This is a genomic window from Blastococcus saxobsidens DD2, from assembly GCF_000284015.1.
Lineage (GTDB): Bacteria > Actinomycetota > Actinomycetes > Mycobacteriales > Geodermatophilaceae > Blastococcus > Blastococcus saxobsidens_A.
In genome coordinates this window covers 217,854-233,071 of the sequence record NC_016943.1, presented here as the reverse complement: position 1 = coordinate 233,071, position 15,218 = coordinate 217,854, and the positions used below count along the sequence as shown (strand labels likewise).

At 74.4% G+C, this 15,218-nt stretch carries 13 protein-coding genes; 6 read left to right on the top strand and 7 right to left on the bottom strand.

The window, feature by feature from the left end; genetic code table 11:
• The first annotated feature begins 98 nt into the window (after positions 1-98).
• Positions 99-851 (top strand): MerR family transcriptional regulator, encoded by a 753-nt coding sequence (locus tag BLASA_RS01045; protein ID WP_014374133.1) that lies wholly within the window; start codon positions 99-101, stop codon positions 849-851.
• 109 nt (positions 852-960) lie between these two features.
• Here the strand turns inward: BLASA_RS01045 and BLASA_RS01040 are convergent, their stop codons facing one another.
• From BLASA_RS01040 to BLASA_RS01020, 5 genes are all read right to left on the bottom strand, one after another.
• Entirely contained in the window at positions 961-1,548 is a 588-nt protein-coding gene (locus tag BLASA_RS01040) for a hypothetical protein (RefSeq protein ID WP_014374132.1), read from the bottom strand.
• Between the two features lie 161 nt (positions 1,549-1,709).
• Positions 1,710-2,690, bottom strand: a complete 981-nt coding sequence (locus tag BLASA_RS01035; RefSeq protein ID WP_014374131.1) for a glycine betaine ABC transporter substrate-binding protein — start codon at positions 2,688-2,690, stop codon at positions 1,710-1,712.
• The gene (locus BLASA_RS01030) at positions 2,690-3,505 is read right to left on the bottom strand and encodes an ABC transporter permease (RefSeq protein WP_014374130.1); all 816 of its coding nucleotides are present in this window, start codon (positions 3,503-3,505) and stop codon (positions 2,690-2,692) included. The genes BLASA_RS01035 and BLASA_RS01030 overlap by 1 nt, the downstream gene beginning before the upstream one ends.
• Positions 3,502-4,689, bottom strand: coding sequence for an ABC transporter ATP-binding protein (locus BLASA_RS01025; RefSeq protein ID WP_014374129.1), 1,188 nt, complete (start codon positions 4,687-4,689; stop codon positions 3,502-3,504). Before BLASA_RS01025 ends, BLASA_RS01030 begins: the two co-directional genes overlap by 4 nt.
• On the bottom strand, positions 4,682-5,311 hold the full coding sequence (locus tag BLASA_RS01020; protein WP_231839525.1) for an ABC transporter permease: 630 nt from the start codon (positions 5,309-5,311) through the stop codon (positions 4,682-4,684). Before BLASA_RS01020 ends, BLASA_RS01025 begins: the two co-directional genes overlap by 8 nt.
• Before the next feature lie 267 nt (positions 5,312-5,578).
• Here BLASA_RS01020 and BLASA_RS01015 point away from each other — a divergent pair, with 267 nt between their 5' ends.
• A complete protein-coding gene (locus tag BLASA_RS01015) occupies positions 5,579-6,673 on the top strand; it encodes an FUSC family protein (RefSeq protein WP_083877888.1) in 1,095 nt (364 codons plus the stop codon).
• Positions 6,674-6,771: 98 nt separating this feature from the next.
• On the opposite strand, the gene BLASA_RS01010 is transcribed toward BLASA_RS01015, so the two are convergent.
• Positions 6,772-8,277, bottom strand: coding sequence for a glycerol-3-phosphate dehydrogenase/oxidase (locus tag BLASA_RS01010; RefSeq protein ID WP_014374126.1), 1,506 nt, complete (start codon positions 8,275-8,277; stop codon positions 6,772-6,774).
• A gap of 38 nt (positions 8,278-8,315) precedes the next feature.
• On the opposite strand from BLASA_RS01010, the gene BLASA_RS25440 reads away from it, so the two are divergent.
• Positions 8,316-9,968, top strand: coding sequence for an FAD-binding oxidoreductase (locus tag BLASA_RS25440; protein WP_014374125.1), 1,653 nt, complete (start codon positions 8,316-8,318; stop codon positions 9,966-9,968).
• Positions 9,969-10,075: 107 nt separating this feature from the next.
• Here the strand turns inward: BLASA_RS25440 and BLASA_RS01000 are convergent, their stop codons facing one another.
• A complete protein-coding gene (locus tag BLASA_RS01000) occupies positions 10,076-10,843 on the bottom strand; it encodes an SDR family oxidoreductase (RefSeq protein WP_014374124.1) in 768 nt (255 codons plus the stop codon).
• Between the two features lie 119 nt (positions 10,844-10,962).
• Here BLASA_RS01000 and BLASA_RS00995 point away from each other — a divergent pair, with 119 nt between their 5' ends.
• The 3 genes from BLASA_RS00995 to BLASA_RS00985 all read left to right on the top strand — a co-directional run bounded on the left by BLASA_RS00995 (position 10,963) and on the right by BLASA_RS00985 (position 15,211).
• Complete coding sequence (locus tag BLASA_RS00995; protein ID WP_014374123.1) at positions 10,963-12,198, top strand: arginine deiminase; 1,236 nt, start codon at positions 10,963-10,965, stop codon at positions 12,196-12,198.
• Between the two features lie 107 nt (positions 12,199-12,305).
• The gene (locus BLASA_RS00990; protein ID WP_014374122.1) at positions 12,306-13,781 is read left to right on the top strand and encodes an MFS transporter; all 1,476 of its coding nucleotides are present in this window, start codon (positions 12,306-12,308) and stop codon (positions 13,779-13,781) included.
• Positions 13,778-15,211 carry a M20/M25/M40 family metallo-hydrolase gene (locus BLASA_RS00985; protein ID WP_014374121.1) on the top strand — a complete coding sequence of 478 codons (1,434 nt, stop codon included), beginning with the start codon at positions 13,778-13,780 and terminating at the stop codon, positions 15,209-15,211. Before BLASA_RS00990 ends, BLASA_RS00985 begins: the two co-directional genes overlap by 4 nt.
• The last annotated feature ends 7 nt before the right edge of the window (positions 15,212-15,218 follow it).

Genomic DNA, 15,218 nt, shown 5'->3' with positions numbered 1-15,218 from the left:
ACACGGGACGGTCACGCCCCGCCGTCCGGAGAATGGCGCTTGACCCTGACGCAACGTCAGGCTGTTGCCTTGTCCTCGTCGGAAGAAGGGAGGGCCCGGTGAACGTGGGTCAGGTGGCCGCGACGGCCGGCGTCACGGTGCGCACGCTGCACCACTACGACCGGATCGGCCTGCTGTCGCCGTCCGGCCGGACGGCGAACGGCTACCGGCAGTACGCGCCGGCCGATCTGGACCGGCTGCACCAGGTGCTGCTGTACCGCGAGCTCGGGTTCCCCCTCGAGGAGGTCGCGACCCTGCTGGACGACCCGTCCGCCGATCCCCTCGAGCACCTGCGCCGCCAGCACCGGCTGCTGCAGGGCCGGCTGGAGCGGACGTCGGCGATGGTCGCGGCCGTGGAGAAGGAGATGGAGGCACGTGCCATGGGGATCTCGTTGACCCCGGAGGAACGGTTCGAGGTGTTCGGCGACTGGCTGCCCGAGGAGTACGCCGCCGAGGCCGAGGAGAAGTGGGGCGACACCGACGCCTGGGCGCAGTCCCAGCAGCGCACCCGCGCCATAACCAAGGACGACTGGCTGCGGGTGAAGGCCGAGTCCGACGACGTCGAGCGCCGGTTCGCCGAGGCGCTGGCCGCGGACGTGCCCGCGGACTCGGAGCAGGCGATGGACCTGGCGGAGGAGCACCGGCAGCAGATCAGCCGGAACTTCTACGACTGCACACCCGCGATGCACGCCGGGCTCGGCCAGATGTACCTGGCGGACGAGCGCTTCACCGCGTACTACGAGCGGATCGCGCCCGGGCTCGCGCAGTACGTGAGCGACGCCGTCCAGGCCAACGCCGCCCGCCACGGCTGAGGCCGGATCGCTGAGCGCTGATGCGCAGTTCCCGGCCCGGGAACTGCGCATCGGCGCCCAGCGTCCAGGCGCCCTCGCCCGGGCGGCCCCTTGGTCCGGCGTGCCGCCCTCAGGAACCGGGGGGCACCGGCGCGCAGTACTCGTCGACCTGCCCGGACGCGCAGAGGGTCACCGACGCCTCGATGGGGAGCGCCCCGGACCGGACGCCGGACCGCCAGTGGAGATGGAAGTCATCGGTGTGCGCAGGCCCGTTGACGCCGCGGGAGACCTCGACGGCCAGCTCGGAGTAGGTGTCGTCGGCACACGCGACGGTGACCGTCCGGCCGCCGCTGAAGCCGCTCTCCCGGAGCGTGCCGTCGAAGGCTCCGACGGTCGGCTCCCCGGACTCAGCCGGCCGCACGGCGAAATCCGTGACGATGAGTCCGGCCCGGTCCGCGGTGACCCCGTCGATGGTCGCCGTCTCCGCGCCGTCGAGGCACAGCAGCGCGATCATCAGCATCTGCGGCTCGCCCGGATCGACGTCCGGCAGGGCGACGTTGACCGCGGGGACCGCCTCGACCGGTGACGACCGGAGCAACCACCAGGCCGAGACCCCACCGGCCAGGAGCACCACGGACACCGCGGCGACCAGCAGCCGGCGGCGGGAGCGGGAGGACCGCTGGGCGGGTGGTGCGGGAGGGGTCTCCGGCCGGGTCACGCGCTGAGCATCCCGGTTGCCCGCCGCGGGGGGAAGCACGTCGGCAGCACGTCATCCGCCCGCCGGAGCTGAGCGAGCCCGGCGAGTGCGACGAACTCGTGGTCATCACCCGCTGATGGCCACGAGTCCGTCGCACTCGGCGCTCAGGTGCCCAGGGCAGGTCAGCCGCGGGTGACCAGGCCTTCGGACACCAGCCAGTCCAGCGCGACATCGGCGGGCGTCTCGCCGCCGACGTCGACGCGGCTGTTGAGCTCGATCATCACCTCGTCGGTGAGCCGGGGGATGATCTTCGCGAAGACGTCGGCGATCTCCGGGTTCTCCTCGAGCACGTCCGTGAGCACCACCGGAGCCACGTTGTACGCGGGGAAGTACCCGCGGTCGTCCTCCAGCACCGTCAGGTCCAGCGACGCGATCCGGCCGTCGGTCGTGAACACCTCGCCGAAGTTGCACGCGCCCTCGTCGGTCGCGGTGTAGACGGCTCCGGTGTCCAGGACGCTGACGTTGTCCCGGGGCACGCCCTGCGGGTCGCCCAGGGGGATGCCGTAGGCCTCGAGCATCGGCTCGAACCCGTCGCCGCGGGTGGCGAACTCCGACTCGACGCAGAAGGTCCGTTCCTCCACCGGTAGCTCGGCGATGTCGGAGAGGCTGTCGATGCCGCCCAGCTCCTCCACCGCCTCGCTGCGGACGGCGAAGGCGTAGGTGTTGTTCAGCGGCGCCGGCGGCAGCCAGGTGAGCCCGTTGGCCAGGTCGGCCTCCCGCACCGCCTCGTACTGCTCCTGCTGGTCCGGGATGCCCTCGGGCATGCCCAGGTAGTTCAGCCATCCGGTGCCGGTGTACTCCCACTGGAACTCGACCTCGCCGTCGAGCATCGCCGCCCGCGCCGGCGCGGCGCCGGGGATGCCGCTGCGGTCGACGACCTCGAAACCGGCGGCCTGCAGGGCGATCGCGGCGATCTTGCCCAGGATGAGCGCCTCGGTGAAGTTCTTCGTGCCGACGGTGATCTCCGCGCCCTCGTCGGCGACCGGCTCGATCAGCCCGGGCTCGGCCTGCGGGGTGAAGGTGTTGGCGCTCTCCAGTCCGCAGCCGGCCACCAGCGCGGCGGAGCTCAGCAGGGCCGCCGCGGCGGCGAGGGGGGAACGCATCAGAGTCCCTTCGGTCGGGCGACGTGCTCGACGACCCGGCCCAGCCAGTCGACGGCGAGCGCCAGCAGCGCCACGAGCACCGCCCCGCTGATCAGCAGCGAGTCCAGCGACAGCGTGATCCCGGTGTTGATCAGGACCCCGAGCCCGCCGCCGTCGATGAAGGTCGCCAGCGTGGCGGTGCCCACCAGGAGCACCAGCGCGGTGCGCACGCCTGCCAACAGCACCGGGACGGCCAGCGGGAGCTCCACGCGCAGCAGCACCGCCAGCGCGCTCATCCCCATCCCCCGGCCGGCCTCGACCAGCCGCGCGTCGACGCCCTGGATGCCGACCATGGTGTTGCGCAGCACGGGCAGCGCCGCGTAGACCACCAGCGCGACCACCGTCGTCCGGAAGCCGAACCCCAGCCACATGGCGAGCAGGACGAACAGCCCGATCGCCGGCGCGGCCTGCCCGGTGTTGGCGACCCCGATGACCAGCGGGCTGAACCGGCGCAGCGGACGCCGGGTCAGCGCGACGCCCAGCGGCACCGCGATCAGCAGGACGATCAGCGCCGCGGCGGCGGTCAGGTACAGGTGTTCCCGGATGCTGTTCCACAGCACCGTCGCGCCGAGCTGCCGGTCCTCGGTCTCGCTCAGGCCGGCGGTGGCCCGCCACACCAGGAAGGCGCCGACGCCGAGGACCAGGAGCGCCGGCTGCAGCAGCAGCGCACGCCAGCCGCCGTTCCCGGCGGCGGACGGGTCGGCCTGCCGCGCGGTCTCCTCCGGAGGTACCTCCTGCGGCGCGTCCTCCGGGTGCAGTTCCGTGGCCGCGGTCATCCGGCCACCTCCGTGCGGGTGCGCTGGATGGCGGCCATCACCGTCTCGACCGCCATGACACCGGCGAGACCGTCCCGTCGGCCGGTGACCACGACGCCGCCCTGGCTGGCCGCCAGCATGGTGTCCAGCGCGTCGTTGAGGGTGGACCGGAGCCCGACGACGGGGAGGCGCTCGTCGACCGTGTCCGGCACCGTGGTCGTCCGGGCGAGCTCGGCCACCGTGGGCCAGCTGATCGGCCGGCCGCGGCGGTCCAGCACGACGACGAAGCCGTCGCCGGCGGCCTGCGCGGCGGCCACCACCTGCGCGGAGTCGGCTCCGGCGGTCGCCGTCGTCACCTGCATGAGGTCGACGTCGCCGACCCGGGTGAGCGTCAGCTGCTTCAGCGTGGCCCCCGCGCCGACGAAGTCGGCGACGTACTCCTCGGCCGGCTCGGCCAGGATCCGCTCGGGGGTGTCGTACTGCACCACGCGCGCGCCGACGTCGAAGACGACGATCTTGTCGCCCAGCTTGACCGCCTCGTCGAAGTCGTGGGTGACGAAGACGATCGTCTTGCCCAGCTCCTCCTGGATCCGGATCAGCTCGTCCTGCAGGCGCTGGCGGGTGATCGGGTCGACGGCGCCGAACGGCTCGTCCATCAGCAGCACCGGCGGGTCCGCGGCCAGGGCGCGGGCCACCCCGACCCGCTGCTGCTGGCCCCCGGACAGCTCCCGCGGGTACCGGTCGCGGTAGACGGCCGGGTCCAGACCGACGAGGTCCAGCAGCTCGTCGACCCGCTCGGCGATGCGCTGCTTCTCCCACTTCAGCATCCGGGGGACCATCCCGATGTTGGTCGCGACGGTCATGTGCGGGAACAGCCCACCGGCCTGGATGACGTAACCGATCCGCCGGCGCAGCTGGTCGGCGTCCTGATCGGTGACGTCCTCCTCGCCCAGGTGGATCCGCCCGCTGGACGGCTCGATCAGCCGGTTGAGCATCTTCAGCAGGGTCGTCTTCCCGCAACCGGACGGGCCGACGAACATCACCGTCTCGCCGGCGGCGATCTCGAGGGTGACGTCGTCGACGGCCGGCCGGTCCTGTCCCGGGTACCGCTTGGTCACGCCGTCCAGGCGGATGCTGACCCCGCTGATGTGCCGGTCGCTGCTGCCGGCCGTCCCGGCGGCCGGCGCGGACGTTGCCTCAGACACGGATCCCCCTGGGGGTGGTGAGCCGACCCGCCAGCACCAGCAGCAGGTCGAGGACGAGTGCGAGCAGGACGATCGCGATCGTCCCGGTGAGCGTGGAGTTGACGGCATTGGCGCCGCCCAGCCGGGACAGCCCGGAGAAGATGAAGCCGCCGAGGCCCGGTCCGAGCACGTAGGCGGCGATGGCCGCGATCCCCATGACCATCTGGGTGGAGATGCGGATACCGGCGAGCACGACCGGCCAGGCCAGGGGCAGTTCCACCCGCAGCAGCGTGGCCGTGCGGGTCATGCCGATGCCCCGGGCGGACTCGACCAGCGAGCGGTCGACCCCGGCCAGCCCCACCACGGCGTTGCGCAGCACCGGCAGCGCCGCGTAGAAGGTCACGGCGATGACCGCCGGGGTGATCCCGAAGCCGAACGGCGTCAGCAGGACCCCCAGCAGGGCGAAGGCCGGGATGGTCAGGCCCACCGCCGACAGGCCGTTGGCCAGCGCCGTCGCCCTCGGGCTGCGGTACACCAGCATGGCCACCGCGACGCCGATTCCCGAGCCCAGCAGGACGGACTGGACGACCAGGCTCACGTGCTGGAAGGCCTGGAAGGCGATGACGTCGGCACGTTCGGTCACGTACTCCCACATCGCGGCAGCGCCTTCCCCACCCGACGTCGCTGTCGGGCCTGGTCGTCGTTCGTCTTCCGGACACGGATCCCTGCGACCGGTCGGGCGCCGGCGCGACAGCCCGGCGCACCGGCGGCCGCGGCACTCGTTCCACGGTAGCCGCTGCCTCCCCGGCAGGGGCAGTCCGCGGGGGGGCGCCGGCCCGGCCGGCGGCGGCCCGACCCGGATCGGGACCCGGCGCGCGCCACGGATCGGCACCGGTCATCCTGGGACCGGATGAAGGCCATATTTGTGTGGCTGCACCACCCTGCCGCACAGCGCGGGGTGCGAGCAGCCGTCGCGGCGGGACTGGCCTGGCAGGTCGCCGTCCTGCTGCCGCCACTGCTGTCGGAGTACGCGTACTACGCGCCGCTCGGCGCGGTGATCGCCGTCCACCCGACGATCGCCGACTCCGCGAGCGCGGCGTGGCGGAGCGTCCTGGCGATGCTGATGGGCTTCGCCCTGGCCTACGTCGTGTACGAGCTGACCCGGTCGGTCCCGGACGCCCTGACGATCGCGCTGATCGTCGCCCTGGCCATCGGGGTGGAGCAGTGGCGGCGACTCCTGCGGGACCAGGCCGGCTGGGTGAGCTTCGCCGCGGTCCTCATGATCACCGTCGGGGCGGGCCAACCGGGGCCCTACGTCCTGCGGTACGCCGGCCTGACCCTGGTCGGCGCGGCCATCGGTGTGCTGGTCACCGCCGTCCTCTTCCCGCCGTTGCAGCTCACCCAGGCCGTCGGCCGGATCGGTGGCACCCGCGCCGTCCTCGCCGCACACCTGCACGACATGGCCGAGACCCTGCGCGAGGGGCGGGTCCCCGACCCCGCCGAGTGGACCGAGCGCAACCGCCGGCTGGACCGCTCGCTGGACCGCATGCGTGCCGCCGAGCGCCAGGTCGAGCGGGCCCGCCTCGCCAACCCGCGGGCCCGCCGCTGGAAGGGACGCGCCGAGACCATCCGCGAGGAGTCCCGCGCGGTCGACCGCGTCGCCGTCCTCGTCGACGACCTCACGTCACTGCTCGTCGAGTTCCATCCGCACCGGCGCGGCGTCGACCACGCCGAGGCCGGCACCGGCTGGGTGCTCGCCGACGCGCTGGACGGGCTCGCCGGCGTGCTCACCACCCCGTACCACACCGGCGACGGGACGACGCCCGACGAGCGGGAGGCGCGGATCGCCCGCGCCGTCGATGCGCTGCACCGCCTGGTCGGCCTCGTCCGGACCAGCACGGTCTCCGACGACCAGGGCTTCTTCGCCCTCGGTGCGGTCGCGGTCGGTGTCCACCGCAGCCTGTCCGCGCTCGGTGCCCAGGAACGCCAGCCCTCCACGGCGTGAGCCCCGCGTCCGGGTGAGCAACTCGCCGTCCCGCGCGAGATGGAACCGCCTTCCCGGTAGCGGAGATCCGCAGTCCTGGCCATGAGCGCGGGACCGGGTCAGGCCTCCTCGGCGAGGACCTGCTCCGCGACGGACACCGCCCGCTCCCGGTCTGCGGGCACCAGGCCGATGCGGGTGCGCCGGTCCAGCAGGTCGGAGACGGTCCGTGCGCCCTCGTGCCGGACGGCGAACCGCAGCTCCCCCACCGTCTCCGAGCGGCCGGCGACCACCAGCGCCGGGCCGAGCGCCTCCACCGACGGCGCCTCGGTGCCGTAGCGGGCCACCAGGCGAGCGGGAGCGGGTACCCGGTCCAGCGCCACCCGGGGCGCCGCACCGACCAGCGGCAGCCGGGCCGTGAGCGACCGCGCCGCCCCGCGCCCGAGCCGGGCCACCACCGCGTCCACCGCCTCCTCGGCCATAGCGCGGTAGGTGGTGAGCTTGCCGCCCACCACGGAGAGGACCGGTCCGTCCCACGTCAGCAGGTGCTTGCGCGACAGGTCGGCGGTCGCGTTGCCGGGCCCGCTACCGGCCGATTCCGGGAGCACGAGCGGCCGGTACCCGGCGTAGGCGCCCACCAGGTCGTCCCTGGCCAGCGGCTCGGTGAGCACCTGGTTCACCGTCTCGAGCAGCTGCGCCACCTCGGCGTCCGACGGCTGGGCGTCGTCGTCGGGCACCGGGCCCTCGACCGGCTCGTCGGTCAGCCCGAGGTGGACCAGCCCGTCGGGCTGCGGCAGTGCGAAGACGTAGCGCGACCGCGCCCCGGGCAGCGGCACGGTCAGCGCCGCCGACGGCGAGCCCAGCCGCACGGCCGGCACCACCAGGTGCGAGCCGCGCGAGGGCACCAGCCGGATCCGCGGCGCCAGGCGCTGCGCCCACACCCCGGCCGCGTTGACCACCACGCCCGCACGCAGGGTCACCTCCGCGCCGTCGACCAGCGCGTGCACCGCACCGCCGCCGACCGCGGTGACCGTGGCCCCGGCGACGATCCGCGCCCCGTAGGCGGCCGCGGTCCGGGCCAGCGCCACCACGAGCCGCGCGTCGTCGGTGAGCTGCCCGTCCCAGAAGACGACGCCACCGCCCCCGGGCCGCACCGCCGGGACCAGCCGGCCGACGTCAGAGGCCGGCACCCGCCGGGTCGAGGGGAGCGAGCCGCGGCCACCGGGCACCGAGAGCCGCACCGCATCGCCCAGCCGCCCCCCGGCGGCGGCCAGCGCGGTCACGCCCCGGCCGGCGGCGTCCGGCACCAGGAACGGCAGTGGCCGCACCAGGTGCGGTGCCGTGGCGCCCATGAGGACGGCGCGCTCGCGGGCGCTTTCCCGGGCCAACCCGATCTCGCCGTGCGCGAAGTACCGCAGCCCGCCGTGCACCAGCTTCGACGACCACCGGCTGGTGCCGGCGGCGAGGTCGGTGCGCTCCAGCAGCACCACCGACAGACCGCGCGACGCGGCGTCCAGGGCCACCCCGGCGCCGGTCACGCCACCGCCGACGACGACCACGTCGACGGCCGCGCCGGGCAGCGCGGCCACCTCGCGGGTACGCCGGGCGGGGGACAGCGAGCCGATCACCTGACTGCTCCCGGCTGCCGCACCGGCAGACTGTAGCGGTGTCCGAGCAGCCGGAACTGACGATCCAGGGCTGGGGCCCGCGCCCCGCCGACGACGGGTCCGCGGGCCTCGAAGCGGCGGTGCCCAAGGCCGCGCGCCGCTACCTGGGCCGCGAGCTGGGCTGGACCCCGCGGCCGACTCCGGCCGTCCCCGTGGCGGAGATCCGGCTCGGGCCCTCCCGGTTGCCCGATGCCGCCCGCACCGCGCTGATCGAACTGCTCGGCGAGGACGCCGTGAGCACCGACCGGGAGTCGCGGCTGCGCCACGCCGGCGGCAAGAGCTACCTCGACCTGCTGCGCCGGCGCGAGGGCGACGCCTCCGAGGCCCCCGACGCCGTCGTCCGCCCCGGGACCACCGAGGAGACCGCCGCGCTGCTGTCACTGTGCAGCGCGCGCGGCATCGTGGTGGTGCCCTTCGGGGGCGGCACCAGCGTGGTGGGCGGGCTGGCCGGGGTGGACGCCGACGACCGGCCGACGGTCGCCGTCGACCTCTCCCGCATGGCGTCGGTGCAGGCGCTCGACGTGCCGTCGTCCCTGGTCACCGTGGGGCCGGGGCTGCGTGGGCCCGCGCTGGAGGAGGTGCTGGGCCGCGAGGGCCTGACGTTCGGTCACCTGCCGCAGAGCTGGGAGTTCGCCACGCTGGGCGGCTACGCGGCCACCCGCTCGGCCGGGCAGTCCTCCACCGGGATCGGCCGGTTCGACGAGCTGGTCGCCGGTGTCACGCTGGCGACGCCGTCGGGCGTACTGGAGCTCGGGCACCCGCCGGCGTCGGCCGCCGGCCCCGACCTGCTCGGCCTGGCGCTCGGCTCGGAGGGCACGCTCGGGATCATCACCGAGCTCCGGCTGCGGGTGCGGCCCAGGCCCCCGGCCAGCTCCTACGAGGGCTGGTCCTTCCGCACCTGGGCCGCCGGCCTGGCCGCGATGCAGCGGCTGGCCCGGCACGACCTGCTGCCCGACGTCGTCCGCCTCTCCGACTCCGACGAGACCCGCGCGAACCTGCTCATGGCCGCAGGTGCCGGGGCGAAGGCGCTGCGCGGGAGCCTGCGGGCCCGCGGGCACGGCCAGGGCTGCCTGCTCGTGCTCGGCTGGGAGGGCCTGCCGGACCTGGTCCGCGCCCGCCAGCGGGCGGCGGCCTCGCTGCTGCGCGACGGCGGCGCCGTCCGGCTCGGCCGCCGGGTGGGCGAGTCGTGGCGCCGGAACCGGTTCTCCGCCCCCTACCTGCGCGACCGGCTCCTGGACGGCGGCCTGCTGGTGGAGACGCTGGAGACGGCGGCCACCTGGACGGCGCTGCCCACGGTGTACGACGCCACCCGCCGGGCGCTGCGCGAGTCGCTGACCCGCGGCGGGCACGCGCCGCTGGTGATGACCCACCTCTCGCACGGCTATCCCACCGGCGCCTCGCTGTACTTCACGGTGCTCGCCGACCGCGACGACGCGCTGCCCATCCAGCAGTGGCTCACCGCCAAGCGGGCGGCGACCGACGCGCTGCTGGCCGCCGGCGGCACGCTCACCCACCACCACGCCGTGGGCGCCGACCACCGGCCGTGGCTGGAGCGGGAGGTCGGCCCCCTCGGCGTCGAGGTGCTGCGGGCGGTCAAGCAGCGGCTGGACCCGAACGGGATCTGCAACCCCGGCGTCCTCCTTCCCGACTGAGCCCGCCGCCCTCGTTGATCAGGTGACCTGATCAACAGGGGTCCTGGCTCACCGTCGACCGTGAGCCAGGACCCCGCATGGTGAGCCAGGACGCGCGACGCGGCGGCTCAGGCGGTCGTCGCGATGCCGCCGTCCACCGGGATGACCGCGCCGGTGACGTAGGCGCCGGCCCGCGAGGACAGGTACACGACGACGCCGGCCATGTCGTCGGGGCGGCCGATGCGGCCCAGCGGCGCCTTCGCGGCGATCTCGGCGCCGAACGCGTCGAGCGTGGCGGCCATCATCTTGGACTCGAACGGCCCTGGCGCGACGGCGTTGACGGTGATCCGCCTGGGCCCCAGCTCCTTGGCCAGCACCCGGGTGAGGTGGTGCAGCCCGGCCTTGCTGGCGGCGTAGGAGTAGGTCGGCATCGGGTTGACGTGCAGGCCGTCGATGCTGCCCACGTTCACGATGCGCGCCGGGTCGCCGTCGGCCGCCGCAGCCTCGAGCTTCGGGAGGAACGCGCGGGTCAGGAAGAACGGCGACTTGAGGTTCAGGTCGAGCAGCTTGTCCCAGGCCGACTCGGGGAAGGTCTCCAGCGGCTCGCCCCACGTGGCGCCGGCGTTGTTGACCAGGATGTGCAGCTTCTCCTCGTGGCGGCCGACCTCCTCGGCCAGCCGCAGGCACTCGGCCTCGGTGGAGAGGTCGGCCGGGACGGAGACGACGGTCCCGAACTCGGACAGCTCGGCGACGGCGGCGTCGCCGGCCTCGGCCTTGCGGGAGCTGATGTAGACCTTCGCTCCGGCCTGCAGCAGCCCGCGCGCCATCATCAGGCCGATGCCGCGGGTGCCACCGGTGACCACGGCCACCTTGCCGGTCAGGTCGAACAGGTCCACGGATACCTCCGGTCGGGGCGGTCGGGACGCCGTCGTCGGCGCCCTTCCCGGCACCCTAACGAGGCGGTCCGGACCGCCGGGACGGCGCTGCCCGCGCCAGGTGTGCCAGCCTGTGGTGCGTGATCGACTCCGCCGCACCCCTGGGCGCCACCAGCGAGGTCGGCCCGCTGCGCACCGTGCTGCTGCACCGGCCGGGCCCGGAGCTGCGCCGGCTGACGCCGCGGAACAACGACCAGCTGCTCTTCGACGGCGTCCCGTGGGTGGCACGCGCCCAGGAGGAGCACGACGCGTTCGCCCAGGCCCTCACCGACCGCGGGGTCGAGGTGCTGCACCTGGCGACCCTGCTCGCGGAGGTCCTCGCGTTCCCGGCCGCCCGCGCCGAGCTGATCGGCGCCGCCGTCGACGACCCCCGGCTGGGCGCGACGCTGCAGCGCGACGCCACCCGCCACCTGGCCGGGCTCGCGCCCGAGGACCTCGCGTCGGCGCTGATCGCGGGCGTGGCGCACGAGGAGCTGCGCGGGCACGGGCTGGCCTACCAGCTGATGGACCGCTCGGACTTCGTCGTCCCGCCGCTGCCGAACCTGCTGTTCACCCGCGACTCGTCGGTGTGGATCGGCGACGAGGTGGCGGTGACGTCGCTGGCGATGCCGGCGCGGCACCGGGAGAGCACGATCACCGCCGCGATCTACACCCACCACCCGCGGTTCGCCGGCGCCGAGCAGCTGTACGCGTCCAGCCTGGAGCACCTCGAGGGCGGCGACGTCCTGCTGCTCGCCCCCGGGGTGGTGGCCGTCGGCGTCGGCGAGCGGACGACGCCCGGAGGCGCCGAGCGGCTGGCCCGGCGGCTGTTCGCCCGCGGCCTGGCGCACACCGTGCTCGTCGTCCCGATCGCCCAGGAGCGGGCGACGATGCACCTGGACACCATCGCCACGATGGTCGACGTCGACGCGATGGTGATGTACCCGGCGGTCGCCGACTCGCTCGTCGCGTGGACGGTGCGCGCCACCGATGGCTCCCCCACCCACCCGGCCGATGACACCGACACCACCGACCTCGCCGTCACCGGGCCGCAGCCGTTCCTCACCGCCGCCGCGGCCGCGATGGGCATCGACCAGCTCCGGGTGATCGACACCGGCCTCGACCCGGTCACCGCCGAGCGCGAGCAGTGGGACGACGGCAACAACACCCTCGCGCTGGCCCCTCGGCTGACGGTGGCCTACGAGCGGAACACCGTCACGAACGCCGCGCTCGAGGCGGCCGGCATCGAGGTCGTGCGGATCGCCGGCTCGGAGCTGGGCAGCGGCCGCGGCGGCCCGCGGTGCATGTCCTGCCCGGTCTCCCGCGCTCCCCTCTGACCAGCCCCCGAGGGACTCCCCGCACACGAGGTCCGGGGTGGTGACGGCGGCCACTACGCTGCCAACTTCGCGCGCCGGCCCGGCGCCTCGGCGAAGGGACGCCCGCGGTGGCACGCACGGAGACGGCCCGGCGAACGGGCCGGATCGCGGGGATCGGCGGCGGGCTCGTCGGTTACCTGGTCTTCGTCGAGTTCACCAGCGGCGTCCTGCAGGGCTACTACGTCCCGCTGCTCACCGACATCGCCCGGTACCTCGACGTCAACGACGCCGACGTCAACTGGCTGGAGGCCGCGCAGCTGATGCTGTCGGCGATCGCGGTGCCGGTGCTCGCCAAGCTGGGCGACCTGTACGGGCACCGGCGGGTGCTGCTCTGGTCCGCCGTGGTCGTCGCGCTCTCCACGGTCGTGCTGGCCTTCGCGCAGAGCTTCGCGCTGTTCCTCGTCGCCTGGGCGCTGCAGGGCATGTACGTGGTCTGGCTCCCGTTGCAGGTGGCGCTGATCTGGGACCGGTCGCGCCGGACACCGGGCGCGGCCGGCCAGACCCGGCGCGCGACGGGGTTGATCGTGGCGGCGCTGCAGGCCGGTGCCATCGCCGGCGCCCTGGCGGGAGGGCAGATCGGGCAGAGCCTCGCCGACTCGTTCTGGATCGTGCTGATGGCCCCGCTGGTCCTGGTCGTCGGCGTCTGCGTCATCGTGGCCCTCCGGGTGCCGGAGAGCCAGGACCGCACCGGCGGCAGCGTCGACGCCACCGGCGCCGCCCTGCTGAGCCTGGTCCTGCTGGTCATCACCGGTGGACTGAGCTTCGTGCGGCTCAACGAGGACGCCGCCTGGCCGTGGGCGGTCACCGCCGCAGGCCTGCTGCTGCTCGTCCCGTTCGTGCGGTACGAGCTGCGCCAGGAGGACCCGCTGGTGGACTTCCGGGTGCTGCGCAGCTCGTCGATGTGGCCGGTGCAGCTGACGGCCGGCCTGTTCGGCATCAGCGTGCTGGGCGCCCAGGGGCCGCTGTCCACGTTCGCCCGCACCGACCCGGAGGTCTACGGCTACGGGCTGGGCCTGACCACCAGCGAGGTGTCGATCGTCATCGGCGCCTACGTCGTCTCCATGCTGATCGGCGCCAGCCAGTTCTCCCGGGTCAGCCGGCTCACCACCCCGCGGCACACGCTGATCGGCGCGGCCACCCTCACCGGCGTCGGCTACCTGCTGCTCGTGCCCTTCCACGACACCCTGGGCCAGATGCTGGCCTGCATCGCCGTCGCCGGGCTCGGGTCGGGCGCGCTGGTCGCAGCGCTGCCGGCGGCCGCCGCCGCGGCCGCCCCGGTCGGCCGGACGGCGGTGGCCACCGGCCTCACCAACACCACCAAGGTGCTCGGCGGGTCGTTCGCCTCGGCGACGTTCGCCATCGCCCTGGCCTCCGGCGCACCGCTGCTGGCCGACGGGACGCTCGGCACCGCGGGATCGCTGTCCGGTTACCTCACGGTGTGGGTGGTCTGCGGCACGGCCGCGCTGCTGGCGGCGCTGGCGCTGCTCGTCGTCCCGAAGCTCGCCTTCTCCGATCCGTCGGTCCCCGAGGAGCCCAGAACATGAAGCGCACGCTCACGCTGGCCGCCGCCGCGGCGGCCGCCACCACCACCGCCCGCCGGGTGGCCCGGTTCCGGCCGGAGGAGCTGCCGGTCGGCCCCGTCGACCTGACCGGGCTGGACGCCGAGGGCGCGGCCGGCCGCCTCGCCGAGCTGATCCGCATCCCGACCGTCTCCTCCCGGGACGCCGCCGAGGTGGACCGGTCCGTCTTCGAGCGGTACCGCGCCCGCCTGGCCGAGCTGTACCCGCGCACCCACGCGGCGCTGGACCGCGAGCAGCTCGGCGACGGTGCGCTGCTCTACCGCTGGCGGGGGATCACCGACGAGCCGCCGTTGGTGCTCATGGCGCACTACGACGTCGTCCCGGTGGCCGGGCAGGAGTGGAGCCGCGACCCGTTCTCCGGTTCGATCGAGGACGGCTACGTGCACGGCCGCGGTGCCATCGACGACAAGGGCTCGATGGTGGCGATCCTCGAGGCCGTCGAGAACCTGGTCGCCGACGGCTTCGCACCCCGGCGGGACGTCTACCTCTCCTTCGGCAACGACGAGGAGGTGGCCGGCGTCGGGGCCCGGCTGGCCGTGGCGGCGTTCACCGACCGCGGCATCGTGCCCTGGGCCGTCGTCGACGAGGGCGGGGCCGTGGTCAGCGGGATGTTCCCCGGCGTCCCCGGTCAGGTCGCCGTCGTGGGACTGGCGGAGAAGGGCCTGCTGGACGTCGAGCTGATCACCACCGACGCCGGCGGGCACGCGTCCGCCCCGGTCCGGAGTGGCGCCCCGGCGCGGCTGGCGCGGGCGATCCTCGCGCTCGAGGACCACCCGTTCCCCGCCCGGCTGCACGACGTCGTCCTGGGCATGGTCGACGCCGTGGGGCGGCGCGCGCCGCTCGGGTACCGGGCGCTGTTCTCCCATGCGGCCCAGCTCCGGCCGGTGCTCGCCGCGCTCCTGGCGCGGGCCGGTCGCGAGGCGGGCGCGATGGTCCGGACGACGGTCGCCGTCACCCGCCTGGAGGGCAGCCGGGCGGCCAACGTGCTCGCCACCCGAGCGGTGGCGCACCTGAACATCCGCATCGCGCTGGGTGAGACGGTGCAGTCGACGGTGGACCGGCTGCGGAGGGTGATCGACGACCCGTCGGTGGAGCTGCGCGTCGTGTCCGGCAACGACCCCTCACCGGTGTCGCGGGCCGACAACGAGGCGTTCGCACTGATCAGCGCCGCGGCGCGGGCGACGTACCCGGACGCCACCGTCGCCCCGTACGTCATGGTGCAGGCCAGCGACTCACGGCACTTCAGCCAGATCTGCGACAGCGTCTACCGGTTCATGCCGTTCGACCTGAGCAAGGGTGAGCTGGCCGCGCTGCACGCCGCCGACGAGCGGATCTCGGTGGCTGCGCTGCACCGCGGCGCGGGCTTCTTCCGCCACCTGATCCGCAGTGTCTGAGCCGCCG